The organism is Planotetraspora sp. GP83, from assembly GCF_041262585.1.
Classification (GTDB): Bacteria; Actinomycetota; Actinomycetes; order Streptosporangiales; family Streptosporangiaceae; genus JAOEGB01.
Map to the genome: position 1 here is coordinate 382691 of NZ_JBGCBZ010000003.1, position 24989 is coordinate 407679.

Genomic DNA, 24989 nt, shown 5'->3' on the forward strand with positions numbered 1-24989 from the left:
AAATATGTCTATATGCTGCGCGGTGTTGAGCCGGGCATATCCCCCCGGACGGTGGCACTGAAGGAACAAGACGACATAACATGCGAACCACCCTGAAAACCGGCCTCTTCGCTTCTACCGGCGCGGCGCTCGCCCTGGTGCTCGCCGCATGCGGCACGAGTTCCAGCACCGAGGCCGGGTCGTCCGCGCCCAGCAAGTCGGTCATCCTGATCAGCCCGAACCCCGTCGGCGCGAACAGCTTCCTGCAACTCGGCGTCAAGGGCGCGGAGGCGGCGGCGAAGGAGATCGGCGCCTCGTTCAAGCTCTACGAGAGCAAGGACCCGAACAGCATCGCGCAGAACCTCGACGCGGCGGTCCGCGCGAAGCCGACGATCATCGTGGGCATCAGCTTCTCGTTCGACGACGTCTTCAGCACCGTCCCGAAGCAGCACCCTGACCTGCAGTTCCTCCAGGTGGACTCCTGCGCCAAGACGCAGGCCCCCAACCTGACCTGCGTCTCCTTCAAGGAGCACGAGGCGGCCTACCTCGCCGGGGTCGAGGCCGGACTGCTCTCCAAGAGCGGCCAGATCGGCGTGGTGGCCCCCCTCGACACGCCCTTCATGCACCGGTGGATCGAGCCGTTCTTCGCCGGCGCCAAGTCGGTCAACCCCAAGACCGCCGGCACCCCGCTGTACGTGGGTGGCAGCAACCCCTTCAGCGACCCCGCGCGGGCCAAGTCGCAGACCCAGACGCTGATCGGGCGAGGCACGGACGTCGTCGCGGCGTCCGCGTCGGGCGGCAACCAGGGCGTGTTCGAGGCCGTGGCGGCGGCCGGGGCGAAGTCCTTCGGCGTCGACGTCAACCAGTGCGCCCAGAGCCCCGGGAACATCATCGACAACGTCATCAAGCACGTCGACGTTGCCGAGTCGGCCGCGATCAAGGACATCGCGGCGGGCAAGACCGGAGGCACCAAGGTGTACGGCCTGGCCGAGGGCGGCGTCGGCGTCAACGCGCTGGACGGCGACGTGGCGTCCTCGCAGTGCACCGTGGCCTCCAGCCCCGAGGTGATCGCCAAGGTCAAGCAGGTGCGCGACGACATCGTCGCGGGCAAGGTCGCCGTCGCCGACCCGCTGGCGGGCTAGGCATGCCGACCGGCAGCGATGCCGCCCCGGCGGCCGAGCTCGTCGGCGTCACCAAGAGGTTCGGTCCCGTCGTGGCGAACGACGGGATCGACCTCGCGATCGCGCGAGGCGAGATCCACGCGGTGGTCGGCGAGAACGGGGCCGGCAAGTCCACGCTCATGTCCATCCTGTACGGCATGCACCGGCCGGACGCCGGTCACGTCCTCAGGAACGGGTCGCGGATCCGCCTGCGCTCCCCCGCCGACGCCATCGCCCACGGGCTCGGCATGGTCCACCAGCGTTTCCGGCTGTTCCCCGAGCTGACGGTGGCCGAGAACGTCGTGATCGGCGCCGAGCCGGCCCGCCGCGGCGTTCTCGACCTGGCGGCCGCCCGGCGCGAGGTCGACCGGCTCGGGGAGCTCTACGGCCTGCGGGCCGACCCCTCGGCCCAGGTCGGGCGGCTGCCCGTCGGGGTGCGCCAGCGGGTGGAGATCCTCAAGGCGCTCTACCGCGAGGCCGAGGTCCTCATCCTCGACGAGCCCACGGCGGTGCTGACCCCGGGCGAGGCGGCCCGCCTGTTCGACGTGCTCCGCACGGTCACGGAGACCGGGGTGTCGGTCGTGCTCGTGACGCACAAGCTCAGCGAGGTGCTGTCGGCGAGCGACCGGGTGACGGTCCTGCGCCGCGGCCGGGTCACGGGCGTGTTCACGACCGCGGAGACGACGGCGGACGAGCTGGTCGTCGCCATGATCGGCCGCTCCCTCGGCACGCCCCGCTCCTCGTCGGGCGCCCCTTCGCGAACCTCGTCGCACCCCGCTTCGGATCCGGCGGCCGAGCCGTACGCGCTGGAGGTGCGGGACCTGACGGTCAGCGACCGTGACGGCGTAGCGCGGCTCTCCGGGGTCTCCTTCGGCGTGCGGCCCGGCGAGATCGTCGGCTTCGCGGGCGTCGCGGGCAGCGGCCAGCGGGAGCTCGCCGACACCGTGACGGGCCTGCGCCCGCTCGGGCCGGGCGACTCGGGCGAGGTGCTGCTGTCCGGCGAGCCCGTACGGCGAGGCAGGGAGCCGGGGATCGCCTACGTCCCCGAAGACCGGCACGGCCGGGGAACCGCTCCTGCGATGTCGCTGGCGGAGAACCTCGCCATGGGCGATCATCGGGCGCCGGAGCTGCGCGGCAGGATCGGCATGTCCGGCCGCGCGGTCCGGGATCGCGCGAAGGCGCTGGTCGAGCGGTTCTCCATCCGGGCCGCGTCCGTGGGTGAGCCGATCTCGACGCTCTCCGGAGGCAACGCGCAGAAGGCGGTGCTCGCCCGCGAGCTGTCCCGGCGGACGCCGGTGATCGTGGTCGAGGAGCCGACCCAGGGCGTGGACGTCGGCGCGCAGGAGCAGATCCACGCGCTGCTGCTCGAAGCGCGCGACCGGGGACAGGCCGTGCTGCTCCAGTCGAGCGAGCTCAGTGAACTGCGCGCGCTGGCCGACCGCGTCCTGGTCATGTACGAGGGCCGGGTGGTCGCCGAGATCCCGGGCGACGAGGCCGGCGACGAGCGACTCGGGGCCGCCATGACGGGAGCCGAGTCATGACCCGGGACACGAACCAGAACACGAGCCAGAACACGAGCCGGGTCGTGAGCCGGGACACGAACCAGGACGCGAACCAGGACGCGAGCCGCCCGGGAAACCGCCTTCTGGGCGCCGTCGTGGACAGGAGCGGCACCGCCGTGCTCGCGATCGCCGGGGCGCTGGCGCTGACGACGCTCGTCATGCTGCTCGTGGGGGTCGATCCGGCGCGGGCTTACCCGGCCCTGATCAGGGGCGCGGTCGCCGACGGCAACCTGGAGTACACGATCGCCTCCTTCGTCCCGACCCTGGGCATGGCGCTGGCGTTCGCGATCCCCCTTCGCACGGGAGAGTTCAACCTGGGCGGCGACGGTCAGATGGCGCTCGGCGGGGTGGTCGCGGCGGCGCTGGCGCTGCGCGTGCCGCTCCCGGCCGGGATCGCGGTGATCGTGCCGCTCGCCGCCGCGACGCTCACCGGGGCGCTGGTGGCGGGGGTCTCCGCGCCGCTGCGGACGCGGCTGGGGCTCCCGGCCATCGTGACCACGCTGCTCATCAGCACCCCGGCGGTGGCGCTCGCGTCCTACCTCGTCCGCTTCCCGCTCGCCGAACCCGGCACCGGCATCGCGCAGACTCCCCTCATCCCGGACGGCGCGCACCTGCCGTCGGCCGGGGAGAGCGGCTACGTCACCCTCGGCCTGCCGCTGATCCTTCTGCTGACGGCGGCCTGGCTGTACGTCGACGGACGGACGGTTCTCGGCTACGAGATCCGGGCGACGGGCGCCAACCGGGAGTTCGCCCGCTACGGCGGCGTCCCGGTGGACCGGCTGGCGATCGCCACGCTGGCGGGCGGCGGCGCGTTCGCGGGCCTGGTGGGCGGGCTGATCGTGCTCGGCCCGCCGTTCCGCTTCGTCGACGGCGCGCTGACCGCCCCCGGATACACCTTCACCGCCATCGCGGCGGTGCTGCTGGCGACCGGGCGGCCGATTGTGGTCCCGTTCACCGTGGCCTTGATGACGATCCTGCAGGTGGGCGGGCAGGGCATGGAACGTGACGCGGGCGTGCCCAGCCAGCTCACCCAGATCATGCAGGGGCTGATCATCGTGATCGTCGCGGTCCTCGCGACCGTACGGCACCGCACCGGAAAACGCCGGCGACGGGTCGCGGGGCGGCCCGCGACCACGGCGCACGCCTCGGAGCCGGTGGAGGCCGGAGCGCCGGGCACGGAGCCGGCCCAGATGAGCCAGGTGAGGCGGGCGGCCCAGATTACGGAGGCGGAGTCGTGAACATCCTGGAATGGACCTTCGTCGCGTCCGTCCTGACCGCCACGGCGCCCGTCGTCCTGGCGGCCCTCGGCGGGCTGCTCTGCTCGGTGTCGGGCGTCTTCAACATGGCGCTGGAGGGCCAGCTCCTGTTCGGCGCCTTCAACGCCGTAGTCGTCAGCCACCTGACGGGCAACGCGTGGTGGGGCGTCGCGGGAGGCGTGGCGGCGACGGCGCTGTATTCGGCCGTCCTGTCGATCTCCGCGGTGACCTTCCGCGCCGACCCGGTCGTGGTGGCGGTCGGCCTCAACCTGCTGGCGCTCGGCCTGACGTCGTTCCTGATGCGCCAGATCCTCGGCAGCGGCGGCACCTACACCTCCCCGGACCTGCGCGGCCTGCCGACCCTCGCGGCCCTGGGCCTCGGGAGGATCCCCGTCATCGGCCCGGCCCTGGGGCCGCAGTCTCCACTGGTGCCGGTGGCGTTCGTCCTGGTCGTCGCGGCGGCCTGGTGGCTGAAGCGCACCCGCTCCGGGCTGCGGCTGCGCGGGATCGGGCAGCACCCCGAGGCGGCGGAGTCGCTGGGCCTCAAGGTCGGGCCGTACCGCCACGGGGTCGTGCTCGTGGCGGGCGCCCTGTGCGGGCTGGCCGGGGCCCAGCTCGCACTCGGGAACGTGACATTGTTCAGCGAGGGGATGAGCGCGGGCCGCGGCTGGGTCGCCGTGGTGGCGGTCATGCTGGGCGGCGTCCGGCCGTACCGCGTGCTCGGCGCCTGCCTCCTGTTCGGCGTGGCCGAGGCCCTCGGCTTCCGGCTCCAGGGCGTGGGCCTGCCGCAGCAGCTCGCCGACGCCGCGCCCTACGTGATCACCCTGCTCGCCCTGGTCCTCGCCGGCGCGGCGGGCAGGCGGCGCTCGGCCCGATTGGAGTTCACATGAGCACGAGAACCCGGCGCCCGGCGCTGGCCGACTCCGTCCGGCTCTCCGGCGGCGGCGTGGAGATCCTCGACCGGCGGGTCTACCCGTTCGAGCGCCGGTGGGTGCACTGCGCCACGAGCGAGGACGTCGCCGTGGCGATCGAGCAGATGGTCACCCAGAGCTCGGGCCCGCTGTTCGCGACGACGGCCGGCATGACGCTCGCCGCCCGGGAGGCCAGGAACGAGCCCCCGGGCCGCGCCGCCGAGCGGCTGCGGGCGTCCGGCAGGCGGCTGGTCGCCACCCGCCCGACCAACAACCACATCCGCGACGCCGTACAGGCCATCCTGGCGGCCACCGTGGACGGCCCGCTGCCGGAGGCGTCCGGGGACGAGCTGGTCGAGGCCGTCACGGCGGCGGGGGCCGAGCACGACGCCGCCTACTGGGCGCGCAGCGCCGCCCTCGGCCGGCACGCCGCGGCGCTGCTGGACGACGGCGCCAAGGTGCTCACCCACTGCTGGGCGGACGCCTACCTGATCGCGACGGTCGAGGCCGCCCAGGAGGCGGGCAAGCGGCTGGAGTTCGTCTGCACCGAGACCCGCCCCTATCTCCAGGGGGCGCGGCTGACCGCCGCGACGCTCGTGGAGATGGGCTACCGGCCGACCGTCATCACCGACGGCATGGTGGCGGCGGCGATGGCCGACGGGCTCGCCGACGTGGCGCTGACCGCCGCCGACCGGGTGACGATGGACGGCCACGTCGTCAACAAGGTGGGCACGCTCGGCGTCGCGCTGGCCGCCCGCGCCTTCGACCTTCCCTTCTACGCGCTGGTCCAGGCGCCCGACCCCCTCGCGCCGGTCATCGGCGACGTGGTGATCGAGCACCGCGACGGCGACGAGGTCCTGCACGTCCTCGGGACCCGCAGCGCGGCCGAGGGAACCACCGGCTACTACCCCGCCTTCGACGCCACCCCACCGGGGCTGGTGACCCGGATCGTCACCGAGCGCGGCGCCTTCCGGCCGGAGCACGTGTCACAGCATTTCGTTGAGGAGAGTTCATGAGCCAGGTCCGCCGCGTCGTCGTGGACACCGACACCGGCATCGACGACGCCCACACCCTGCTGTATCTCGCGGGCCGTCCCGACGCCGAGATCGTCGCCGTCGCCTCGGTGTTCGGCAACTGCGTGGAGGAGGACGCCACGCGCAACATCGGCTACGTCACCCGGCTGCTGGAGCTGGACGTCCCGATCGCCCGTGGCGCGGCCGAGCCGCTGGCCGGGGCCGCGCACATCGCCGGTTACGTCCACGGCAAGGACGGCCTGGGCGACCGCGGCTACGACCGCCCGCTCCCCGAGGTGACCGGCGAGACGGGGGCGGAGCTGCTCGTACGGCTGGCGAACGAGCAGCCCGGAGAGCTCGACCTGCTGGCGCTCGGCCCGCTGACCAACCTGGGGCTCGCGCTGCGCATCGACCCGGACCTGTTCACCAAATACCGCTCCGTCGTGCTGATGGGCGGCTCCGGGCCGTACGCCGAGCCGGGCACGCTGCTGATGATCGACGCCAACATCAACAACGACCCGGTGGCCGCGCGGGCCGTCTTCTCCGCGCCGCGCCGGGAGCTGGTCATGGTCGGCGTCAACGTCACCGCCGGGACGATCCTGGACGAGCGGGCCATCGCGGCCCTCCGCGCGACCGGCACCCCGCGGGCGCGGTTCGCGAGCGAGATCCTCGAGGCGTACCTGGACTTCTACCAGAACGAGTGGGGCCGCCGGATCATCCCGCTGCACGACCCGCTGGCGGCCGGGATCCTCCTCGATCCCGGTTTCGCGACCGCGTGGACGGACGGGCCGGTCAACGTGGTCAGCGACGGCTTCCTGTCGCGGGCCCGCCTGATGCGGACCGTGGACGGCCTGCCGCCCTCCTTCCCGTACGAGCCCGCGCCCGGCACACGGGTGATCACGGCCGTGGACGCCAGCCGCTTCGTCGCCGACTTCGTGGAGGTATTGACCCGATGACACAGATTTCCTGGATCGTGCTGGACATCGAGGGCACGACCAGCTCCACCGAGTCGGTCCACGTCGGGCTCTACGCCTACGCCCGGCCCCGGCTGGGCTCGTGGATCGACGGCCATCCGGACGACCCCGAGGTCCGCGCCGCGGTGGCGGACACGCGGCGGCAGGCCGGGCTGCCCGAGGGGGCCACGACCGCCGACGTCGTGAAGGCCCTGCACGAGTGGATGGACGGCGACGTCAAGGCGACGCCACTGAAGACCCTGCAGGGCCAGATCTGGGCGGCCGGGTTCGCGGCGGGCGAGCTCACCGCGCACTTCTTCCCCGACGTCCCGCCCGCCCTGCGGGAGTGGCACGAGTCCGGGCGGCGGCTCGCCGTGTTCTCGTCCGGGTCGGTCGCCAGCCAGCGCCCCTGGTTCAGGCACACCGGCGCGGGAGACCTCTCCGCCCTGGTGGAGCAGCACTTCGACACGGTCAACGCCGGCCCCAAGCGCGAGGCGGCGTCCTACGCCCGCATCGCGGAGGCCCTGGGCGAGCCGGGCGACCGGCTGCTCTTCCTGTCCGATGTGCCCGCCGAGCTGGACGCCGCCGCGGCGGCGGGCTGGCACACGACGGGGCTGCGCCGCCCCGGGGAGCCGAGCGAGCACGCCGGCTTCGGCTCCCATCCCGTCGTCGCGTCGTTCGAGGAGGTCAAGGTCTCATGACCGGCATGACGGAAGCGCTCACCGCCGGGCGCGTCTACGAGGCCGGCGGACGGCTGGCCGTCGAGTCGGCGCGGTTCACCGGCTTCGGCTGGATGCGCGGCACGTCCGGCAACCTGTCCGAGGTGGTCTCCCGCGACCCGCTGCGGCTCGCCGTGACCGCCAGCGGCCTGGACAAGGGCGAGCTGACCGCCACGGACGTCGCCGTCGTCGGCCCCACGGGGGATCCGGTGGCCGTCGAGGGCGTCCCCCCACTGGTCCCCTCCGCCGAGGCCGGGCTGCACGCCCGCGTGGCCGCGCTGACCGGCGCCGGCGGGGTCGTCCACGTCCACGCGCTGAGCGCCGTGGTGGCGGGCCACCGCTGGCCCGGCGGAGTGCGCCTGCGCGACGTCGAGACGCTGAAGGGCATCGGCCGCCTGGCCCACGACGACGAGGTCGTCATCCCGGTGATCCGCAACAGCCAGGACATGGCCGAGCTGGGCGACTGGTTCGAGGCGGCCTACGACCCGCGCACGCCCGCCGTGATCGTCGCCTCCCACGGCATGTACGCCTGGGGGGCCGACCTCACGCGGGCGCGGCACGTCACCGAGTGCGTCGAGTGGCTCCTGTCCTACGCCCTCGCCATCGGCTGACCCCCCCCCGGCGTGATCATGCACAGGTTCCCGCACGCACCCCCCGCCTGCCGCTTCCCGCAGCGTGATCATGCACGTGTTCCCGCACACGCCGCCCTGCCTGGCGCTTCGCACAGCGTGATCATGCATGACGAGGACGCGCCCGCCGGACGGACATCGCATGATCAAAACAGTGTCAGCGCTGATCAAACCGTATGCGGCGGAATCCGTGCATGATCACGATCCGGGACAGCACGTCCCCGAGCTTCTCGGGAAACCCTGCATGATCACGGCGACGCGGCTCTTCAGGTGGCGTCGCTGAGGATCTCGCCGGCGCGGTCGAACAGGGCGGCGGGGTCCGTGACGGCGGCCCTCTCCACGCTGACCCCCTCAACCAGGAGCAGCCGGGCGGCCCGGAGCACGCCCCGGATCGCCCGGACCCGCTCCTCCTCGGGCAGCGTCTCGATGTCGGCGACCCGGGAGAAGCCGATCACCCTGCGGGCCGCCTTGGCGGCGCCGGCCGCGACGGCGTCGCCGTACACCTTGGCGAGGTAGCCCTCCAGCACGCCGTCGCCGAAGACGCGGGGGTCGGCGCGATCCGGCCACAGCGCCGTGAACTCCTCTCGGAAGGCCCGCCAGGTCTCCTCCGCCCGTCCGAGCACCCATGCGGCGTGGGCCTCGTCGCCGAGCGCGAATCCACGGGCGGCGGCGAGCAGGTAGTTGCCCCACAGCGCGCCGATGTCGAAGCCGACGGGGCCGTAGAAGGCGAACTCGATGTCGAAGGCCCTGGTGGAGGCCGGGATCTCCGGCGTCTCGGCGCGGACGAGGACGGATCCGGTGTGCAGGTCCCCGTGGATCAGCGCCTCGGCGTGCGTCATGAAGGCCAGCTTCGCCGCGCCGATGGCCGTGCGGACCTCGGGGTCACCGGCGTAGGCCGCCACGTCGGCCTCGTTGGCCGGGAGGATCCGGTTGTGCTCGTGCCGGATGTACGGCTCGGTGAAGACGAGGTCCTCGGTGATCTCGCAGAGCTCCGGGTTGACCGACGCGGCGAGCGCGGCCTTGTGCGCCTTGGCCCCGAGCCCGAAGACCGACGTGCCGAACGCCACACGAGCGACGTATCTGCCCAGGCCGGCGGCCACTCCCTCGTGGCGCAGACCCTCGTTGAGCGCGCCGCGCCACACCCGATGGTCCGACAGGTCCTCCATGGCCACCACGTGCCGGGCCTCGTCGGCGTCGTAGAACGCGGGCACCAGACCGGGCGCCACCGAGTTGTGCGCACGCAGCGCCCGCGCCTCGTACCCGTTCCGCTCGGGCGTGATCGGCCAGGTCGGATCGACCCGCACGTACGGCAGAGCCTGCTTGAGCACCAGCCCCCGCCCCGTCGCGGCCTCCACGACGAACACGAGGTTCATGTTCCCGTCGCCGACCTCGCGCACCTGAGTGATCGCGGCCGGGTCGATCAGGCGGCGCAGCGCCGCCCGTCCGGCGATGTAGGCCGGGACGGTCTCGGCCGAGAGAAGCTCATAGGACTGGCCGGCGTCGACCGTGGTCGTCACGTCGTCTTCCTTTCACGTCGTCCGGTGTAGCTCACCACGAGGGAGCCCACGAGCAGCGCTCCCTGGACGAAGGTCTGCGTGTAGTAGGGCGCGTTGAGCATCGTGAGGCCGTTGATCATCACTCCGATGAACAGGGCGCCCACGACGGTGCCCAGCGCGTTGGGCCGGTTGGCCCCGAGCACGGCGAAGCCGATGAGGGCCGCCGCGACGCTCTGCAGCAGGTACGGATCACCGGCGCCGACGTCGCCCCGGCCCAGCCTGGCGGACAGCAGGATGCCGCCGACGGAGGCGCACAGCCCGGAGATCACGTACGCCATGGCCCGGTAGCGGCCGACGCGGATGCCCGCCAGCCTGGCCGCCTCGGCGTTCCCGCCGATGGCGTAGAGCGCGCGGCCCCAGCGGGTGTGGTTGAGGAACACGAACACGGCCGCGGCCAGCACGGCGAACACGATGACGGGCACCGGCACGGACCCGACCGTGCCGCCGCCGAGCCAGACGAACCCCTCGGTGTACCGGCCCGGGGCGGGCGACCCGCCGATCGTCATCCCGGCCGACACCGACTGGCCGGACGTGACGATGAGCGCGAGCCCCTGGAACAGGAACATGGTCCCGAGGGTGGCCACCAGGTCGGGGACCTTCGCCACCACGGTCAGCAGCACGTTGATCCCGGCCACGACCAGACCGGCGATCAGGCCGGCGACGATCGCCGTGCCGCCGGTCAGGTTGAACCTGACCATGGTGAGCGCCGTCACCATCACGACGAAGCCGACGCACGCCCCGGCCGACAGGTCGAACCCGCCCGTGGTCATCGAGACGGTCACGCCGAGCGCCACCACGCCGACGACGGCGACCGACTGGAGCACGATGAGGGCGTTGCCGTACGTGCCGAAGGCCGGGGCGACCAGGGAGAAGACGGCGAGCATCGCGACCAGGACCACGACGAGCCCGTAACGCTGGACGAGGGCTACCGTGCGGGCAGTCATGCCGCCGCCCCCGGCGCTCCGGACGCGCCCGACATGAGGGCCGCCAGACGTGCGGCGGTCGCGTCGGCGGCGGGGATCGCCCCTGCCAGGTCTCCCTCATGGAGGACCAGGATCCGGTCGGCCAGCCCGAGCAGTTCCTGGGGGTCCGACGACGCGACGATCACCGCGACCTCCGCCGCGTGCTCGGCGAGTGTGCGGCCGATGTCGGCCCGCGCCCCCACGTCCACGCCGCGGAACGGCTCGTCGAGGAGCAGCAGCGCGGGCGACGCCTCCAGCCATCGGCCCACGACGACCTTCTGCTGGTTGCCGCCGGAAAGGGTCTCCATCGGGGCCTCGACCGGGGCCGGGCCGCCGGGCCCGCGCACGCCGAACCGCTCGACCACGGTCGCGGCCGAGCCGCTCTCGGAACGGCGGGACAGCAGCCCCGCGCGGTTGTGGTGCCGCAGCCTGGGGAGCGTGACGTGCGCGCGGACCGACCAGCCGGGCACGATCGCCTGGGCCGAGCGCTCCTCCGCGGCGAACGCGACCCCCGCCGCCACCGCCGCGTGCGGGTCACGCGGCCGGTACGGCAGGCCGCCCAGGCGCAGCTCGCCCGACGACAGCGGGCGGGCGCCGTAGAGCTGTTCGAGCAGCTCGGTCTTGCCCGAGCCGACGAGGCCGGTCACGCCGACGATCTCGCCCGCGCGGACCTCGAAGCCGAACGGCTCGCCGTCCGGCCTGGTCCGAATCCCGGCCGCCGCGAGCACCGGGGCTACTGGAACCACGGGGGCCACCGGAACCGCGGGGACCCGCGGCAGGTCCCGCTTCGGCGCGGCGGCGTCTCCCCGGCCCTGGTCCAGGCTTTGGTCCATGCCTTGGTCCAGGCTTTGGTCCAGGCTTTGGTCCATGCCTTGGTTCCGGGCTTGGTCCGCGCCTTGGTCCGCGCCTTGGTCCAGGGCTTCCCACGCGTCTCCGAGCATCGCCTCGACGACGGCCCTGCGGTCGAAGGGCGCGGCGAGCGTCCGCCGCACCCGGCCGTCGCGGAGGACGACCACCCGCCGGCAGAGGTCCTCGATCTCGGCCAGCCGATGCGAGACGTACAGCACGGCCACCCCGGCGGCGGCCATCTCCCTGACCGTGTCCAGGAGCAGGTCCGCCTCCACGGACGAGAGCGTCGAGGTCGGCTCGTCGAGGATGAGCAGCCGGGGCCGCCTCGACACCGCGCGGGCGATGACGATCCGCTGGCGCTCGCTGGCGGACAGCGTCTCCACCGGGGCGTCGAGCGGGGCGGCCAGCCGTACGGTGGCGGCGATCTCCCGGGCCTCGGCTCTGGTCCGCGCCCGGGTGGTGAACCAGCCCGAGCCGCGGCGGCTCAGCGAGTCGAGGGTGAGGTTCTCGGCCACTGTCGTCCCGAAGACCACTCCGTCGTCGATGTTCTGGTGCACGGTCTGCACGCCCGCCGCGATCGCGTCGAGAGGCCCGCCCGGCTGGAACGCCCGCCCGGCGAGTGTGACCGTGCCCGAGGTGGCCGGGGTCGCGCCGGACAGCACCTTGATCAGCGTGGACTTGCCCGCGCCGTTGGTCCCGATCAGTCCGACGATCTCGCCGGGACGGATGTCGAGCGTCACGTCGTGCAACGCCCAGGTCACGCCGTACCTCTTGGACAGCCCCGAGACCGACACCACCGGCTCGGCGGCCTCGCTCATGGAGCGACCCAGGGCACCCGTGCCACGTCGGGGGTCTGGAGGGCCGGGACGGCCTGGGTGAGCTGCTGGACGCTGGCGATGCCGCCGTCGTGGAGCTGCTTCTGCGTGATGAGCGCCGGGGGCACCTTGAGCGCGTGGTCCACCGGCTGACCGGCGACCAGGAGCGCGGCCGCGCGCACCGCGATGCGCCCGACGTTCGACGCGTCGGCGGCGGACGTGGCGACCCAGGGGCTGCGAGGCTCCGTCATGACGCCGATGTCGGCGGTGGAGACGTCCGCGCCGTAGACCTTGACCTTGTCCTGCAGGCCGAGCTCCTTGATCGCGAGTGTCGCGCCCTTGGCGAACTCGTCGTACGGCGCGAAGACCGCCTTCACGCCGGGGTTCGCGGTCAGCGCGGCCTTGGCCTGGTCGGCCACGGCGGCGGCGGTGGAGTTGTTGACGACGCCGATCTGGGCCACCTGCTTGACGCCCGGGTTGTCCTTCTTGAACTGCGTCCACGTCTCGTTGCGGCGGTCCAGCGGGGCGAAGCCCGCGACGTACACGTAGACGACGTCCGCCTTGCCTCCGGTGTCGGCCTTGAGCGCGTCCAGGGCCTGCCCGGCGATCTGGTGGTCGTCCTGGGTCAGCGCCACGGCCTCCGGCGAGCCGGGGTCGACGTCGTAGGCGACGAGCGGGATCCCCGCGGCCACGGCCTTCTTGATCGTGGGCTGCACGGTCTCGGCGAACCCGTGGTCGACGATGATCGCGTCGGGCTTCTGGCCGATGGCCTGCTCCAGGTTGAGCGCCTGCTTGTCGTTGTTCCCGTCGCCGCTGGAGACGTCGAGGGTCACGTTCAGCGCCTTGGCCTCAGCCTGGGCCCCGGCGAGCCACTGCTCGAAGTAGTCGCCCGAGGAGAGCTGCCTGACGAGGGATATCTTGACCCCGCCGCCGGCGAACTTGGCCGGAACGGCCGCCGCTGGGCTGGACGCGGAAGCGGAAGAAGGAGCGGTGGTGGCGGCGTTGCTGCTGGAAGCGCCGGTGGTGGTTGTAGGACTTCCCTGGGAGCAGCCGGCGAGCACCAGCGCGCCGAGGACGGCACCGAAGAGTCTTGCGTGGATCACATGGGGATGATAGGCACCTAAGGGATTAATGTCCACTTTTCAGACTAGTATGATCGGAATTGCCGATAAGAGTGCGGACGGCGCACAATCAGGACATGACTTTTCTGACCGTCTACACCGATGGCGAGGTTCCCCAGACCCTCCTGGAGACCGAGGACGCGAACGAGATCGCGGCCGCGCTGAAGGAGATCGACGTACGGCTGCGGCACTGGGATGTCGTGGAGGGCCTGGAGGCCGGAGCCGGCCAGGAGCGCATCCTGGAGGCCTACCGCGATGAGGTCGCCCGCGTCGTCGCTGAGGAGGGCTACACCTTCGTCGACGTCGCCCAGCTTCACCCCGACGACAGCCCCGAGTGGCCCGAGAAGGCGGCGGCCGCCCGGCAGAAGTTCCTGAACGAGCACACGCACGACGACGACGAGGTCCGCTTCTTCGTCGACGGCTCCGGGATCTTCTACCTGCACGCCGGGGGCAAGGTCCACGCGGTGCTGTGCGAGGCCGGAGACCTGCTCAGCGTTCCGAAGAACACCACCCACTGGTTCGACATGGGCACCGAGCCGGACTTCACCGCCATCCGCTTCTTCCATGACGACGACGGCTGGGTGGGCGACTTCACGGGCGACACGATCTCGAGCCGCATCCCGGGCTTCGACGCCATCGCCGCCCGCCGCACCGCCCGCTGATCCCCCGGCCTGAATCGGCCTGTATGAATCAGGCGGCGCGCGACGCCCGTGCCTGCGCACGGGCCTCGCGCCCGCGGCGCGGGTCAGGGCGGCCGGAGGGCGCGGGTCAGGGCGGCCGGCGCGGGGCCCGGGAGAGCCCGGCGGCGCAAATGTCGGTCGGGATCTCTATGGTCTTGGCCGTGGACGCGGTACAGGGCACGCTGGACGAGCTCGGCACTCCCCTGCGGGACGTGACGTTCGTGGTCTTCGACCTGGAGACGACGGGGGGATCGGCCCACGAGCACGCGATCACCGAGATCGGCGCGGTGAAGGTGCGCGGGGGCGAGGTCCTGGGCGAGTTCGCGACCTTGGTCGATCCGGGCGGCCCGATCCCGCCGTTCATCTCCGTCCTCACCGGCATCACCGACGCGATGGTGGTCGCCGCGCCGAGGTTCCCCGAGGTCCTTCCGAGCTTCCTGGAGTTCATCCAGGGGGCGGCCCTGGTCGCGCACAACGCGCCGTTCGACCTGGCCTTCATCAAGGCGGCCTGCGCGGTGAACGGCTACCCTCCGCCCGCCAATCCCGTGGTCGACACCGCCGACCTGGCCCGGCGGGTGCTCACCCGCGACGAGACGCCCAACTGCAAGCTCGGCACGCTGGCGAGGATCTTCCGCAGCGCCACGGAGCCCTGCCACCGGGCGCTGGCCGACGCCAAGGCCACCGTCGACGTCCTGCACGGCCTGATCGGACGGGTCGGCTCACTCGGCGTGCAGACCCTTGAGGAGCTGCGGAGCTTCGTCCGGGCGCCGACGCCCGAGCAGCAGCGCAAGCGCCACCTCGCCGAGGGTGTCCCCAGCGCGCCCGGGGTCTACCTCTTCGAGGACGCCAAGGGCGAGGCGCTCTACATCGGGAAGAGCTCCAACCTGCGCAACCGCGTCCGGAGCTACTTCACGGCGAGCGAGACCCGCTCCCGCATCCGCGAGATGGTCGGCATCGCCGAGCGGGTGCGCACGATCGTGTGCGCCACCGGCCTGGAGGCCGAGATCCGCGAGCTGCGGATGATCGGCTCGGCGAAACCGCGCTACAACAAGCGGTCGCGGTTCCCCGAGCGGGCCGTCTGGCTCAAGCTGACCGACGAGCCGTTCCCCCGGCTCAGCGTCGTCCGGGAGGTCAAGGACGACGGCGCGACCTATCTCGGCCCTTTCGGCAGCAGCCGCACGGCCGACGACGCCAGGACGGCCATGCACGAGGCGCTGCCGCTGCGGCAGTGCACCGAGCGCCTCTCCCCCAGGATCAGGCGGAGCGCCTGCACGCTGGCCGAGCTGGGCCGCTGCGGGGCCCCCTGCGAGGGCAGGGAGACCGAGGAGGGCTACGCGCGGCACGTCCACAGTGCCAGGCACGCCATGGAGCGCGACGCCGAGGTCGTCTTCTCCGCGATGGAGGCGCGCATGCTGCGCCTGTCGGCCGAGCAGCGGTACGAGGAGGCCGCCGTCGACCGGGACCGGCTCGCGGCCTACGTCAGGGCGGCGGCCCGCATGCAGCGGCTGAGATCCCTCACGGCCATCCCGCACATGGTGGCCGCGAGCCCCGCGTTCGACGGCGGCTGGGACATCCACGTCATCCGGTACGGCAGGCTCGCCGCCGCCGGGGTGATGCCGCGAGGCGCGCACCCGACGCCCTACGTGGATGCCCTGGTGGCCACGGCCGAGACGGTCACGCCGGGCCCGGGCCCCACCCCGGCCGCCAGCGCGGAGGAGACCGAGTGCGTCCTGCGCTGGCTGGAGTCCCCCGGCGTCCGCCTGGTCCAGATCGAGGGCGCGGCCCACGGCGGGTGGAGCCTCCCGGCGTACGGCGCGGGCCGCCTGCGAGAGCGGATCGACCGGGCCTACCAGGGCCTGCGGACCCGCCAGCCCCGTGAGGGAAGACCGCTGCGATGACACGGCGCCCCGATCGGCGAGATCCGCCCGCGAGGAGCGGTGTCCGGGGTGGCGCGCTGAAGGTGCCGACGGGCGACGCGACGGGACAGAGAATGACAGGAGGGCACTAATGTCAGAGGGCGGAAGGCGTAGTGGCGACAGGGCAGGAGAGGACGCGAATGGTCACCGCGATCGTGCACATCAAGGCGGATGTCGATCGGATTCCCGAGGTCGCGCAGACGATCGCCGAGCTCGACGGCGTCAGCGAGGTCTACTCGATCACCGGGGAGTTCGACCTGCTGGCCATGGTGCGGGTCCAGCGCTACGAGGAGATCGCCGAGGTCGTCCCCGGCCGCCTCAACAAGGTGCCCGGTGTCAACCACACGGAGACGCACATCGCCTTCCGGACGTACTCGCGGCACGATCTCGAGGCGGCCTTCTCGATCGGCCTCGACGAGTCCGACTGAGCGGGCCGCGAGGGTCGGCGATCGCGCGGGCAAGCGGGTGCCGTACGGCCGGGCCGGAGCCACACCTCCAGCACCAGTCACATCGTCGGGCCGGAACGACGCCGCCACGTGAGTCATAGGCGTCACACGCACCAAAACAAGAGATCACAGTCGTGCGGCGTCACAGCGGTCACAGAGGAGAGCTCGGCGTCACAGGCGTCACACGGTCAGCTCGGGCGGATGAGCCGGACGCGCACCTCGAACCCTCCCGGCCGCGCGTGCGCCGACACCGACCCGCCGAAGAGCGCCGCCCGCTCCCATGTGCCGACCAGCCGGTCGCGCGGCAGGCCGTCGTCCTGCACGACGACCTCCAGGATGGCGGGGAACCACCGGAGCGTGACCGACGCCTCGCGGGCCCTCCCGTACCGGACGGCGTTGCCGAGGGCCTCCTCGACAATCCGGTAGGCCGACAGCTCAAGCGTGGATCCCGTGCCCCTGGTCCCCTCCTCGGCGAACGAGACGACAAGGCCGCCGGCCCTGAAGCCGTCGAGGAGGCGGTCCATCTCGTCGAGGCGGGGCTGCGGCGCCCGTGCCATGCCGTCCACGCGGAGCAGGGCCACCATCCGCTTCAGGTCTGTGAGCACCTGGCGGCCCGACTCCTCCGCCTCGCGGAACGTCTGCCGGGCCCGTTCCGGGTCCTTGTCCATGATCACACGGCCCGCCCCCACGCCGAGGGTCATCACGCTCAGGTCATGGGCCACGACGTCATGCAGCTCAGACGCGATGCGCAGCCGTTCCGTCGCCACCGGATCACCGTGGGAGGGGCGATCCGGCACACGGGCGCGCCGGACGGTCACAAAACGGGCCAGGAGCAGCAAGAGGCGCGTCACGCGGGCTGTCATGCGGGCACGGTACGTCTCCCGCCGCGCCCGAGGCGTCCCCTCGCAGGAGGACGCCGGATCCGTCCACGGGCGGACCGATGTCCTCCCCAGCGGGCGCGAACGCCCGCCTCCCCGGGCTGCGCGGACGCCGCCCTCACCGGTCCTCCCAGTTATTCCGAGCTCTCCCCGGCTTCCTTCTATGACTTGTAGGACCTGCTGACCTCGACCCACCGGTCGAGCGTCTCGGCCGCCTTGCCGGAGTCGACGGCGTCCACCGCGCGGGCGAAGGCCGTACCGATCTCGGAGACGAGATCGTCGCCGGGGCCGTCGAGGGCGACCAGGGCGGCGGCGGCGTTCAGCAGCACCGCGTCGCGCACCGGGCCCGCCTTCCCCCGCACCAGGTCGTGTACGGCTGCCGCGTTGAACACCACGTCGCCGCCGCGCAGGTCGTCCGGCCGCGAGCGCGGGATCCCGATATCGGCCGGGTCCAACGTCGTCTGCGTCGCGGTGCCCTCGCGGACGACGAAAACCGTGGAGGGAGCCACCGTCGACAGCTCGTCGAGGCCGTCCTCGCCCCGGAACACGAGAGCGGACACGCCGCGCTCGGCGAAGACGCCGGCGACCACGGGCAGCATCCGCGCGTCGTAGACGCCGATCGCCTGGGCGGACGGCCGCGCCGGGTTGGTCAGCGGCCCGAGGAAGTTGAAGATCGTCGGAACCCCGATCTCCTTGCGGGTCGGGCCGGCGAACCGCAGGGCGGGGTGGTAGACCGGCGCGAAGCAGAAGGCGATGCCCGCCTCCACCGCGACCCGGGCCGTCGCCTCCGGGGCCAGGTCGAGGGCGACGCCGAGGTGCTCCAGCACGTCCGCCGCGCCGCACAGGGACGAGGCGGCCCGGTTGCCGTGCTTGACCACCCGGGCCCCGGCGGCCGCCGCGACGATCGCGGCCATGGTGGACACGTTGACGGTGTGCGCCCGGTCTCCGCCCGTGCCGACGATGTCGACGACCGGCCCCTCCACCGACAGCGGGGTCGCGATGTCGAGCATGGTCCGGGCCAGGCCGGTCACCTCGGCCACCGTCTCGCCCTTCGCCCGCAGCGCGACCACGAAGGCCGTGATCTGCGACGGCGTCGCCGCACCGGACATGATCTCGCCCATGGCCCACGACGCCTCGCCGGACGTCAGGTGTTCGCCGGAGAGCAGTGCGTTCAGCAGCGAGGGCCAGGTCGTGCGCGTGTCCATGGTGGGCTCCGCGGTGTCAGGGACGTGGAGTCGAGTGTCGGCTACAGAGGTCGGAGTCAGTGGTTCTGGGGTGGTACATGGGCTGGGACACCGGTCCCGGAGACGCTGAGGCGGCGGCGCATCAGGTCGGCGACCGCCTCGGCGAGGACGACCGGGTCGAGCGGCTGGGCGACCACGGCGTCGGCACGGGACCAGTTGGCGAGCCAGCGGTCGTCGCGGCGCGCGATGAGCAGCAGGATCGGCGGGCAGTTGTGGACCTCGTCCTTGGCCTGTCTGCTGATCCCCATGCCTCCTGCCGGGACGGCTTCGCCGTCCAGGATGGCGACGTCGATGTCACCGGCGTCGAGCAGCTTGATCACCGCCGGCTGCGTCGCGCACTCGACGATGTCGGCGAGGGGCACGTCCGCGGCGGGGCGCCGCCCGATGGCCAGCCGCACCTTCTCACGGGTGCCTGCGTCGTCGCTGTAGACGAGAACCCTCATTTCACGCTCACTGTCGAATCGCGGGGTATGGTCATCGTGATGCTACCGGCGCGAGCGCCAGGCGCGCAGCCCCGGGGTGAATGCTGCGGTGTGCCCGTTTTGGTGGCCGGATGGAGCCCTAACGGGGGGTCGTGGGGCGACCCGACCTGGAGAGCCGCAATAATGCTGCCCGTGGCGACAGCATCCGCAATTACTACGACGACGAGACCGCACGGGTCCACCCGGCCCAACCTGGTTCAGGTCGGGACCATCGTGTGGTTGTCCTCTGAGCTCATGTTCTTCGCGGCGCTGTTCGCGATGTACTTCACCATCCGGTCGGTCACCCTCACGGAGCACGGTCCGTGGCCCGAGGCGGACCTCAACGTCCCGTTCGCGACCTTCAACACGACCGTTCTGGTCCTGTCGAGTGTGACGTGCCAGCTGGGCGTGTGGGCAGTGGAAAAGGGCCAGGTCGGGAAGCTCCGGTTCTGGTACATCGTTAGCTTCCTCATGGGCGCCTTCTTCGTGGGCGGGCAGCTCTGGGAGTACGGGAACCTGGCGAAGGAGCACCACGTCCTTTCGCACTCCCCGTACGACTCGGTGTTCTACCTGACCACGGGCTTCCACGGCATGCACGTGACCGGTGGTCTGATCGCGTTCCTGTTCATCCTGGGACGTACGTACGCCGCGAAGCGCTTGACCTATGAGCAGCAGACCAGCGCGATCGTCGTGTCCTACTACTGGCACTTCGTCGACGTGGTCTGGATCGGCCTTTTCGCGACCATCTACATCATCAAATGATCGGAACGGGAATTTCGGTGAACTCCATCACCGCCCGACGGCGCCATCCCCTCGCGCGATTCGCCGTCGTGGCGCTCGCCCTGGGCCTGCTCGGCGGGGGATACGCCGTCGCCGCGCCGAACGGCAGCAGCGCGGACGCGGCGATCGCGTCCGGCAAGGCCGACGACGTGGCGCAGGGCAAGAGCCTGTTCGTGGCCCACTGCGCGAGCTGCCACGGCTTGAACGCCGAGGGCAGCGGCAAGGCCCCCACTCTCGTGGGCGTCGGCGCGGCGGCCGTGGACTTCCAGGTCAGCTCCGGCCGCATGCCGGCCGCGGACGCGGGCCCGCAGGCCCCCCGCAAGCCGCTCGCCGACTGGGTGAACCCTGAGGCGATCAGGGACCTGGCCGCCTACGTCCAGTCCCTGGGCGGCGGCCCGACGGTCCCGAGCGCCGAGCAGGTGGAAGTCGCCAAGGGTGACCCGGCCAAGGGTGGCGAGCTGTTCCGCGCGAACTGCATCCAGTGCCACAACTTCGTCGGCGCGGGCGGCGCGCTGACCTACGGCAAGTACGCCCCGCCGCTGAACGAGGCGACGCCGACGCAGATCTACGAGGCCATGATCACGGGCCCGCAGGCGATGCCGGTCTTCAACGACTCGACGATCACGCCCGAGAAGAAGCGGGACATGATCGCCTACATCGTCCACGTCCGGCAGCAGACCGACCCGGGTGGCTCGGGCCTCGGCCGGATCGGCCCCGTGACCGAGGGTCTTGTAGCGTGGATCGCGGGCATCAGTCTCCTCATCCTCGCCGCCATCTGGATCACCGCGAAGAAGCGACGGGCGAAGGCATGACAGATAACCACATCGATCAGCCGGAGAGCCGCGTCCCGGCGCGCGTCATCGGCACACCCTCCTCCAACGGCCCCATCCTCGGTGACGACAACCGCCGCGGGGCCGGAGCCGCGTTCCTCGGCGACGAGGACGTCCACGAGGTCAAGGGTGTGCCCGGGGTCGTCTACCAGGACCCGGCGAGCGCCCGCAGGGCCGAGAGGCTCGTCGCGCTGCTGTTCACGATCACCTTCCTGGCGGGCGCGGCGTTCATCGCCTCCTACGTCGCCTTCCAGGTCGGCACGATCGACAAGACCGCCGTCTCCAACTACGCGCTGGGCGGCACGCTCAGCATCGCCCTGCTGTCGCTCGCGAGCGGCATAACGCTGTGGGTGCGGCGGATCATGCCGAAGTACTACCTCGTGCAGGAGCGCCACCCGATGGCCTCCGACTCCGCCACCCGGGAGTACGTCAAGGAGACGTTCCTGGAGGGCGCCAACGAGAGCGGCTTCGTCAAGCACAAGCTGCTGCGCCGTACGCTCCTGCTGGCCGCCGCGCCGCTGGGCCTGGCCCCGCTGGTGCTGCTGAAGGACCTCGGCCCGCTGCCCGGCACCTCGCTCAGGCACACGGTGTGGGGCGTCCCGACCAAGGACGGCAAGCCACGCCGCCTCGTCGTCGAGGGCACGGGCCAGCCGATCCGCGCCGCCGACTTCAACTCGCCCGGCGGCATCCTCTCGGTCGTGCCGGAAGGCTACGAGGAGGACCTGAACGCGCTGGCCAAGGCCACACTGATCCTCCTCAAGTTCCGCCCGGAGGAGATCAAGTCCGGCACGAACCTGAACTGGACGCACGACGGCATCGTCGCGTACTCCAAGATCTGCACTCACGTGGGCTGCCCCGCCGCGCTGTACGAGCAGACGACGCACCACATCCTCTGCCCGTGCCACCAGTCGACGTTCGACGCGGCCGACGGAGCGAAGGTCATCTTCGGCCCCGCCGCGCGGCCGCTGCCGCAGCTCCCCATCGGGATCGACGGCGAGGGCTACCTCGTCGCCAAGTCCGACTTCAACGTCCCCGTGGGCCCCAGCTTCTGGGAGCGCGGGGACGCCGAGGCGGAAGCAAGGGAGAAGAAGGCCTGATGAACACTCCTCCCAAGGCCATCGCGGACACATCCACCTTCCTCGACGACCGCCTCGGCGCGGGGACCTTCCTCAAGCGCAACCTGAGGAAGGTCTTCCCGGACCACTGGTCGTTCCTGCTGGGTGAGATCGCGCTCTACTCGTTCATCATCCTGCTGCTGACCGGCACGTTCCTGACGCTCTGGTTCAAGCCCAGCATGGGCGAGGTCGCCTACGCGGGCTCCTACCAGCCGCTGGTCGGCGTGAGGATGTCCGAGGCGTACGCCTCCGCCCTGAACATCAGCTTCGACGTGCGGGGCGGTCTGCTGATCCGGCAGATCCACCACTGGGCGGCGCTGCTGTTCGTCGCCGGCATGACGGTCCACATGCTGCGCGTGTTCTTCACCGGCGCGTACCGCAAGCCGCGTGAGCTGAACTGGCTCATCGGCGTCGGCCTGCTCACGCTGGCGCTGCTGGAGGGCCTCACCGGCTACTCCCTCCCCGACGACCTGCTCTCCGGCGCCGGTCTGCGGATCACCGAGGGCGTCATGATGGCCATCCCGATCGTCGGAACCTACATCACGTTCTTCCTGTTCGGCGGCGAGTACCCCGGCCACGACGTGATCTCGCGGTTCTTCACGATCCACATCCTGCTGATCCCGGGCATCCTGCTGGCGCTCATCTCCGCCCACATGATCCTCATGTGGGTGCAGAAGCACACGCAGATGCCGGGCACGGGCCGCGCCGAGACGAACGTGGTGGGCGCGCCGTTCTACCCGGCCTTCATGGCCAAGGCGGGCGCGTTCTTCCTGTTCACGTTCGCCGTGATCGCGCTGCTCGGAACCTTCGCCCAGATCAACCCGATCTGGCTGTTCGGTCCCTACACGCCGGCGGACATCTCGGCCGGGTCGCAGCCCGACTTCTACATGGGCTTCCTGGAGGGCGCGCTCCGCCTGATGCCTTCCTGGGAGATCAATTTCTGGGGCCACACGGTCGCGCTGAGCGTGCTGATCCCGGCGCTGGTGCCGATGGGCATCATCATGACGGGCCTCGCGCTCTATCCGTTCGCCGAGCAGTGGGTCACCGGCGACCGCCGGGAGCACCACATCGCCGACCGGCCGCGGAACAACCCGCACCGGACCGCGATCGGCATCTCGGGGATCGCGTTCTACGGCATCCTGTGGCTGCTGGGCGCGAACGACGAGATCTCGGCCAACTTCAAGATCAGCCTGTACGAGACGACGATCTTCGGCCGATTCGCGATCTTCATTGGCCCGGCGATCGCCTACTACATCGCCTACCGGATCTGCATCGGCCTCCAGCGCAAGGACGCCGAGGTGCTGTCCCACGGCGTGGAGTCGGGCGTCATCAAGCGGATGCCGAACGGCGAGTACATCGAGGTCCACACCCCGGCCGCGCAGGACATCGCCGACCACATCCGCGGCAAGGAGCTGATCCCGGTCATCGAGAGCGGGGTGGACGGCGAGGGCATCCCGCCCAAGTCCGCCCGCACCGCGCTCGGCCGGCTCCGGGCCAAGATGAGCGAGGCGTACGGCACGGACCGCGTCCCGCTCGACGGGGACGGCCATCCTCATGACGGGGATCACGGCCACGAAGACGAGCACGCCGCCGTCGGTTCCGGCGCCGGGGAGCACAAGCAGCTCCACTGAGCCGGCAACGCACGCGGAAGCGGCCCGGACGGGATCTCTCCCCCGCCCGGGCCGCTTCGCTTTTGAGCGCCTATTTGAGGGCCTACAGCGCGCCCGCGCCTACAGGAGGGGCTGGGCGACGTCGCCGCGGAGACGGCTCCACTTCAGCCAGTCGCCCCACGACTCCTGCCAGTGGCCCCAGCCGTTGGTCGGCTCGAGCTTCCGCGGCGTGCCCCTGACGATGACGGGGTCGCCGATCAGGGTGTTCTTGAGGAACCACTTCGCGTTCGACGGGCTGACGTTGATGCAGCCGTGGCTGACATTGGAGTTGCCCTGGTCCCCCACCGACCACGGGGCCCCGTGGACGTATTCACCGCTGTTCGAGATCCGGACGGTGTCGTAGACGGTCGTCTGGTAGTACCCCGCGTCGCCGGGGCCGGCGTCGGGAGACGTCATCACGGTGACGTCCTCGCGGGACATCGCTAGATGGACGCCGCTGGTCGTGTAGTGCCTCCAGACGCCGCCCATGCCGGCGCTGATCGGGAAGTTCTGGATGACCTTCCCGTCGCGCCTGATCTTCATGTAGTGGGTCTGGGTGTCGGCCAGGCTGATCTGGGACCGCCCGATCGTGAAGTCGCGGACGTAGTCCTGCTTGCCGTACATCCCCTCGGCGCCGCGGACGCCCGAGAGGCGGGCCGTGAACCGGACCTTGGTGTAGGGCGGCCAGTAGGCCTTCGGCCGGAAGACGACGTTACGGTCGTCGTACCAGTGCCAGGCCCCCTCGACGGGCTGGGACGCCTGGACGAACAGGTTGCGCTCGACCGAGACACGGTCGGTGATCTTCTTGTCGAACGTGAGCATGATCGGCATACCCACGCCCACGGTGAGGCCGGTGTCCTGCTTGCTGGGCAGCAGCGTCTCGATCCCGAAGGTCGTGGTGCCCCTCTTCGTGGTGAACGCGCTGGACCTCTGGACGGTCCCTCCGCCGGGGGCGGCGGCCACGGCCGTGACGCTGTAGGAGACGCCAGGAGCCATCGGGCGCTCGCTCCGCCACTGGGTGTGGTCGGCGCTGTAAATGCCCGTCACAGGCTGCCCTCCGGCCCTTACGGTGACACTCTTGAGTGCCCCGCCGGCGGCGCCGACCGTGATGGGCAGTTCCGGAGGCAGCTCCCGCGCCCCGTCCATCGGGGTGATGGTGATCGCCGCCTTGGCCCCGGGCCCGTCGCCGTCCTGGTCCGTCGACGTGGCGGAACATCCCGTCGCCATGAGAAGGGCCAGCGCCCCTGCACCAGCTCGCACGTCGGTCTCCCCCCGCCTGATCGGTTTCTCTGGGTTATTCCCTGATCACGCTGGGTCCGAGCCTGGGAGAAGCCCTCTCCCGGCAAAAATCCGTCCGGCGGGTGAACGCGAAAACGTCGCGGGGGGGGGGGGGGAAACCCCCCCCCCCCCCCCCCCCCCGGGGGGGGGGGGGGGGGGGGGGGGGGGGGGGGGGGGGGGTGGGGGGGGGGGGGGGGGTGGCCACCCATGCCGGAGGCGGGCGGGCC

Annotated in this window: 23 protein-coding genes; 15 read left to right on the top strand and 8 right to left on the bottom strand. The window is 71.5% G+C overall.

What is annotated here, in order from left to right:
• The first annotated feature begins 80 nt into the window (after window positions 1–80).
• Genes ABH927_RS06585 through mtnB form a run of 8 tightly spaced genes read left to right on the top strand, consistent with a single transcriptional unit; the run spans window position 81 to window position 8164 of the window.
• Entirely contained in the window at window positions 81–1121 is a 1041-nt protein-coding gene (locus ABH927_RS06585) for a BMP family ABC transporter substrate-binding protein (protein WP_370018993.1), read from the top strand.
• A 2-nt stretch (window positions 1122–1123) separates the two neighbouring features.
• Window positions 1124–2680: an ABC transporter ATP-binding protein gene (locus ABH927_RS06590; RefSeq protein ID WP_370018994.1), complete on the top strand. Its 1557-nt coding sequence runs from the start codon at window positions 1124–1126 to the stop codon at window positions 2678–2680.
• Window positions 2677–3939, top strand: a complete 1263-nt coding sequence (locus ABH927_RS06595) for an ABC transporter permease (protein WP_370018996.1) — start codon at window positions 2677–2679, stop codon at window positions 3937–3939. The genes ABH927_RS06590 and ABH927_RS06595 overlap by 4 nt, the downstream gene beginning before the upstream one ends.
• Window positions 3936–4847 carry an ABC transporter permease gene (locus tag ABH927_RS06600; protein ID WP_370018998.1) on the top strand — a complete coding sequence of 304 codons (912 nt, stop codon included), beginning with the start codon at window positions 3936–3938 and terminating at the stop codon, window positions 4845–4847. The genes ABH927_RS06595 and ABH927_RS06600 overlap by 4 nt, the downstream gene beginning before the upstream one ends.
• Entirely contained in the window at window positions 4844–5884 is a 1041-nt protein-coding gene (locus tag ABH927_RS06605; RefSeq protein WP_370018999.1) for a hypothetical protein, read from the top strand. The genes ABH927_RS06600 and ABH927_RS06605 overlap by 4 nt, the downstream gene beginning before the upstream one ends.
• Window positions 5881–6837: a nucleoside hydrolase gene (locus ABH927_RS06610; RefSeq protein WP_370019001.1), complete on the top strand. Its 957-nt coding sequence runs from the start codon at window positions 5881–5883 to the stop codon at window positions 6835–6837. The genes ABH927_RS06605 and ABH927_RS06610 overlap by 4 nt, the downstream gene beginning before the upstream one ends.
• The gene (gene mtnC, locus ABH927_RS06615; RefSeq protein ID WP_370019003.1) at window positions 6834–7535 is read left to right on the top strand and encodes an acireductone synthase; all 702 of its coding nucleotides are present in this window, start codon (window positions 6834–6836) and stop codon (window positions 7533–7535) included. The genes ABH927_RS06610 and mtnC overlap by 4 nt, the downstream gene beginning before the upstream one ends.
• The gene (mtnB, locus tag ABH927_RS06620) at window positions 7532–8164 is read left to right on the top strand and encodes a methylthioribulose 1-phosphate dehydratase (protein ID WP_370019005.1); all 633 of its coding nucleotides are present in this window, start codon (window positions 7532–7534) and stop codon (window positions 8162–8164) included. Before mtnC ends, mtnB begins: the two co-directional genes overlap by 4 nt.
• A 284-nt stretch (window positions 8165–8448) precedes the next feature.
• On the opposite strand, the gene mtnK is transcribed toward mtnB, so the two are convergent.
• From mtnK to ABH927_RS06640, 4 genes are read right to left on the bottom strand one after another with little or no spacing between them, the layout of a single operon-like run.
• Window positions 8449–9699, bottom strand: coding sequence for an S-methyl-5-thioribose kinase (gene mtnK, locus ABH927_RS06625; protein ID WP_370019007.1), 1251 nt, complete (start codon window positions 9697–9699; stop codon window positions 8449–8451).
• Entirely contained in the window at window positions 9696–10682 is a 987-nt protein-coding gene (locus ABH927_RS06630) for an ABC transporter permease (protein WP_370019009.1), read from the bottom strand. The genes mtnK and ABH927_RS06630 overlap by 4 nt, the downstream gene beginning before the upstream one ends.
• Entirely contained in the window at window positions 10679–12367 is a 1689-nt protein-coding gene (locus ABH927_RS06635) for a sugar ABC transporter ATP-binding protein (RefSeq protein WP_370019010.1), read from the bottom strand. The genes ABH927_RS06630 and ABH927_RS06635 overlap by 4 nt, the downstream gene beginning before the upstream one ends.
• Window positions 12364–13467 carry a substrate-binding domain-containing protein gene (locus ABH927_RS06640; protein WP_370019011.1) on the bottom strand — a complete coding sequence of 368 codons (1104 nt, stop codon included), beginning with the start codon at window positions 13465–13467 and terminating at the stop codon, window positions 12364–12366. The genes ABH927_RS06635 and ABH927_RS06640 overlap by 4 nt, the downstream gene beginning before the upstream one ends.
• A gap of 95 nt (window positions 13468–13562) precedes the next feature.
• Here ABH927_RS06640 and ABH927_RS06645 point away from each other — a divergent pair, with 95 nt between their 5' ends.
• The 3 genes from ABH927_RS06645 to ABH927_RS06655 all read left to right on the top strand — a co-directional run bounded on the left by ABH927_RS06645 (window position 13563) and on the right by ABH927_RS06655 (window position 16509).
• Window positions 13563–14147 carry an acireductone dioxygenase gene (locus ABH927_RS06645; protein WP_370019013.1) on the top strand — a complete coding sequence of 195 codons (585 nt, stop codon included), beginning with the start codon at window positions 13563–13565 and terminating at the stop codon, window positions 14145–14147.
• A 167-nt stretch (window positions 14148–14314) separates the two neighbouring features.
• Window positions 14315–16063: a DEDD exonuclease domain-containing protein gene (locus ABH927_RS06650; RefSeq protein WP_370019015.1), complete on the top strand. Its 1749-nt coding sequence runs from the start codon at window positions 14315–14317 to the stop codon at window positions 16061–16063.
• A 158-nt stretch (window positions 16064–16221) separates the two neighbouring features.
• The gene (locus tag ABH927_RS06655; RefSeq protein WP_370019017.1) at window positions 16222–16509 is read left to right on the top strand and encodes an Lrp/AsnC family transcriptional regulator; all 288 of its coding nucleotides are present in this window, start codon (window positions 16222–16224) and stop codon (window positions 16507–16509) included.
• Between the two features lie 206 nt (window positions 16510–16715).
• Here ABH927_RS06655 and ABH927_RS06660 read toward each other — a convergent pair whose 3' ends face one another.
• The 3 genes from ABH927_RS06660 to ABH927_RS06670 all read right to left on the bottom strand — a co-directional run bounded on the left by ABH927_RS06660 (window position 16716) and on the right by ABH927_RS06670 (window position 19092).
• Window positions 16716–17390, bottom strand: coding sequence for a sensor histidine kinase (locus ABH927_RS06660; RefSeq protein WP_370019019.1), 675 nt, complete (start codon window positions 17388–17390; stop codon window positions 16716–16718).
• A 176-nt stretch (window positions 17391–17566) separates the two neighbouring features.
• Window positions 17567–18610, bottom strand: coding sequence for an anthranilate phosphoribosyltransferase (gene trpD / locus ABH927_RS06665; protein ID WP_370019021.1), 1044 nt, complete (start codon window positions 18608–18610; stop codon window positions 17567–17569).
• A gap of 56 nt (window positions 18611–18666) precedes the next feature.
• Complete coding sequence (locus ABH927_RS06670; RefSeq protein ID WP_370019023.1) at window positions 18667–19092, bottom strand: hypothetical protein; 426 nt, start codon at window positions 19090–19092, stop codon at window positions 18667–18669.
• Between the two features lie 162 nt (window positions 19093–19254).
• Here ABH927_RS06670 and ABH927_RS06675 point away from each other — a divergent pair, with 162 nt between their 5' ends.
• From ABH927_RS06675 to ABH927_RS06690, 4 genes are read left to right on the top strand one after another with little or no spacing between them, the layout of a single operon-like run.
• A complete protein-coding gene (locus tag ABH927_RS06675) occupies window positions 19255–19872 on the top strand; it encodes a heme-copper oxidase subunit III (protein ID WP_370019025.1) in 618 nt (205 codons plus the stop codon).
• Window positions 19873–19889: 17 nt separating this feature from the next.
• Window positions 19890–20702 carry a c-type cytochrome gene (locus ABH927_RS06680; RefSeq protein ID WP_370019027.1) on the top strand — a complete coding sequence of 271 codons (813 nt, stop codon included), beginning with the start codon at window positions 19890–19892 and terminating at the stop codon, window positions 20700–20702.
• On the top strand, window positions 20699–21817 hold the full coding sequence (locus ABH927_RS06685) for a Rieske 2Fe-2S domain-containing protein (protein ID WP_370019029.1): 1119 nt from the start codon (window positions 20699–20701) through the stop codon (window positions 21815–21817). Before ABH927_RS06680 ends, ABH927_RS06685 begins: the two co-directional genes overlap by 4 nt.
• Window positions 21817–23466, top strand: a complete 1650-nt coding sequence (locus ABH927_RS06690) for a cytochrome bc complex cytochrome b subunit (RefSeq protein WP_370019030.1) — start codon at window positions 21817–21819, stop codon at window positions 23464–23466. The genes ABH927_RS06685 and ABH927_RS06690 overlap by 1 nt, the downstream gene beginning before the upstream one ends.
• Before the next feature lie 99 nt (window positions 23467–23565).
• On the opposite strand, the gene ABH927_RS06695 is transcribed toward ABH927_RS06690, so the two are convergent.
• Window positions 23566–24744 (bottom strand): Ig-like domain-containing protein, encoded by a 1179-nt coding sequence (locus ABH927_RS06695; protein ID WP_370019032.1) that lies wholly within the window; start codon window positions 24742–24744, stop codon window positions 23566–23568.
• Between the last annotated feature and the right edge of the window lie 245 nt (window positions 24745–24989).

What these genes read in the sequence shown, in the direction of transcription:
- ABH927_RS06585 (WP_370018993.1), top strand. Translation starts at nt 81, where the DNA reads ATGCGAACCACCCTGAAAACCGGCCTCTTCGCTTCTACCGGCGCGGCG.
- ABH927_RS06590 (WP_370018994.1), top strand. Translation starts at nt 1,124, where the DNA reads ATGCCGACCGGCAGCGATGCCGCCCCGGCGGCCGAGCTCGTCGGCGTC.
- ABH927_RS06595 (WP_370018996.1), top strand. Translation starts at nt 2,677, where the DNA reads ATGACCCGGGACACGAACCAGAACACGAGCCAGAACACGAGCCGGGTC.
- ABH927_RS06605 (WP_370018999.1), top strand. Translation starts at nt 4,844, where the DNA reads ATGAGCACGAGAACCCGGCGCCCGGCGCTGGCCGACTCCGTCCGGCTC.
- ABH927_RS06610 (WP_370019001.1), top strand. Translation starts at nt 5,881, where the DNA reads ATGAGCCAGGTCCGCCGCGTCGTCGTGGACACCGACACCGGCATCGAC.
- mtnC (WP_370019003.1), top strand. Translation starts at nt 6,834, where the DNA reads ATGACACAGATTTCCTGGATCGTGCTGGACATCGAGGGCACGACCAGC.
- mtnB (WP_370019005.1), top strand. Translation starts at nt 7,532, where the DNA reads ATGACCGGCATGACGGAAGCGCTCACCGCCGGGCGCGTCTACGAGGCC.
- ABH927_RS06630 (WP_370019009.1), bottom strand. Translation starts at nt 10,682, where the DNA reads ATGACTGCCCGCACGGTAGCCCTCGTCCAGCGTTACGGGCTCGTCGTG.
- ABH927_RS06635 (WP_370019010.1), bottom strand. Translation starts at nt 12,367, where the DNA reads ATGAGCGAGGCCGCCGAGCCGGTGGTGTCGGTCTCGGGGCTGTCCAAG.
- ABH927_RS06645 (WP_370019013.1), top strand. Translation starts at nt 13,563, where the DNA reads ATGACTTTTCTGACCGTCTACACCGATGGCGAGGTTCCCCAGACCCTC.
- ABH927_RS06650 (WP_370019015.1), top strand. Translation starts at nt 14,315, where the DNA reads ATGGTCTTGGCCGTGGACGCGGTACAGGGCACGCTGGACGAGCTCGGC.
- ABH927_RS06655 (WP_370019017.1), top strand. Translation starts at nt 16,222, where the DNA reads ATGGTCACCGCGATCGTGCACATCAAGGCGGATGTCGATCGGATTCCC.
- ABH927_RS06660 (WP_370019019.1), bottom strand. Translation starts at nt 17,390, where the DNA reads ATGACAGCCCGCGTGACGCGCCTCTTGCTGCTCCTGGCCCGTTTTGTG.
- trpD (WP_370019021.1), bottom strand. Translation starts at nt 18,610, where the DNA reads ATGGACACGCGCACGACCTGGCCCTCGCTGCTGAACGCACTGCTCTCC.
- ABH927_RS06670 (WP_370019023.1), bottom strand. Translation starts at nt 19,092, where the DNA reads ATGAGGGTTCTCGTCTACAGCGACGACGCAGGCACCCGTGAGAAGGTG.
- ABH927_RS06675 (WP_370019025.1), top strand. Translation starts at nt 19,255, where the DNA reads ATGCTGCCCGTGGCGACAGCATCCGCAATTACTACGACGACGAGACCG.
- ABH927_RS06685 (WP_370019029.1), top strand. Translation starts at nt 20,699, where the DNA reads ATGACAGATAACCACATCGATCAGCCGGAGAGCCGCGTCCCGGCGCGC.
- ABH927_RS06690 (WP_370019030.1), top strand. Translation starts at nt 21,817, where the DNA reads ATGAACACTCCTCCCAAGGCCATCGCGGACACATCCACCTTCCTCGAC.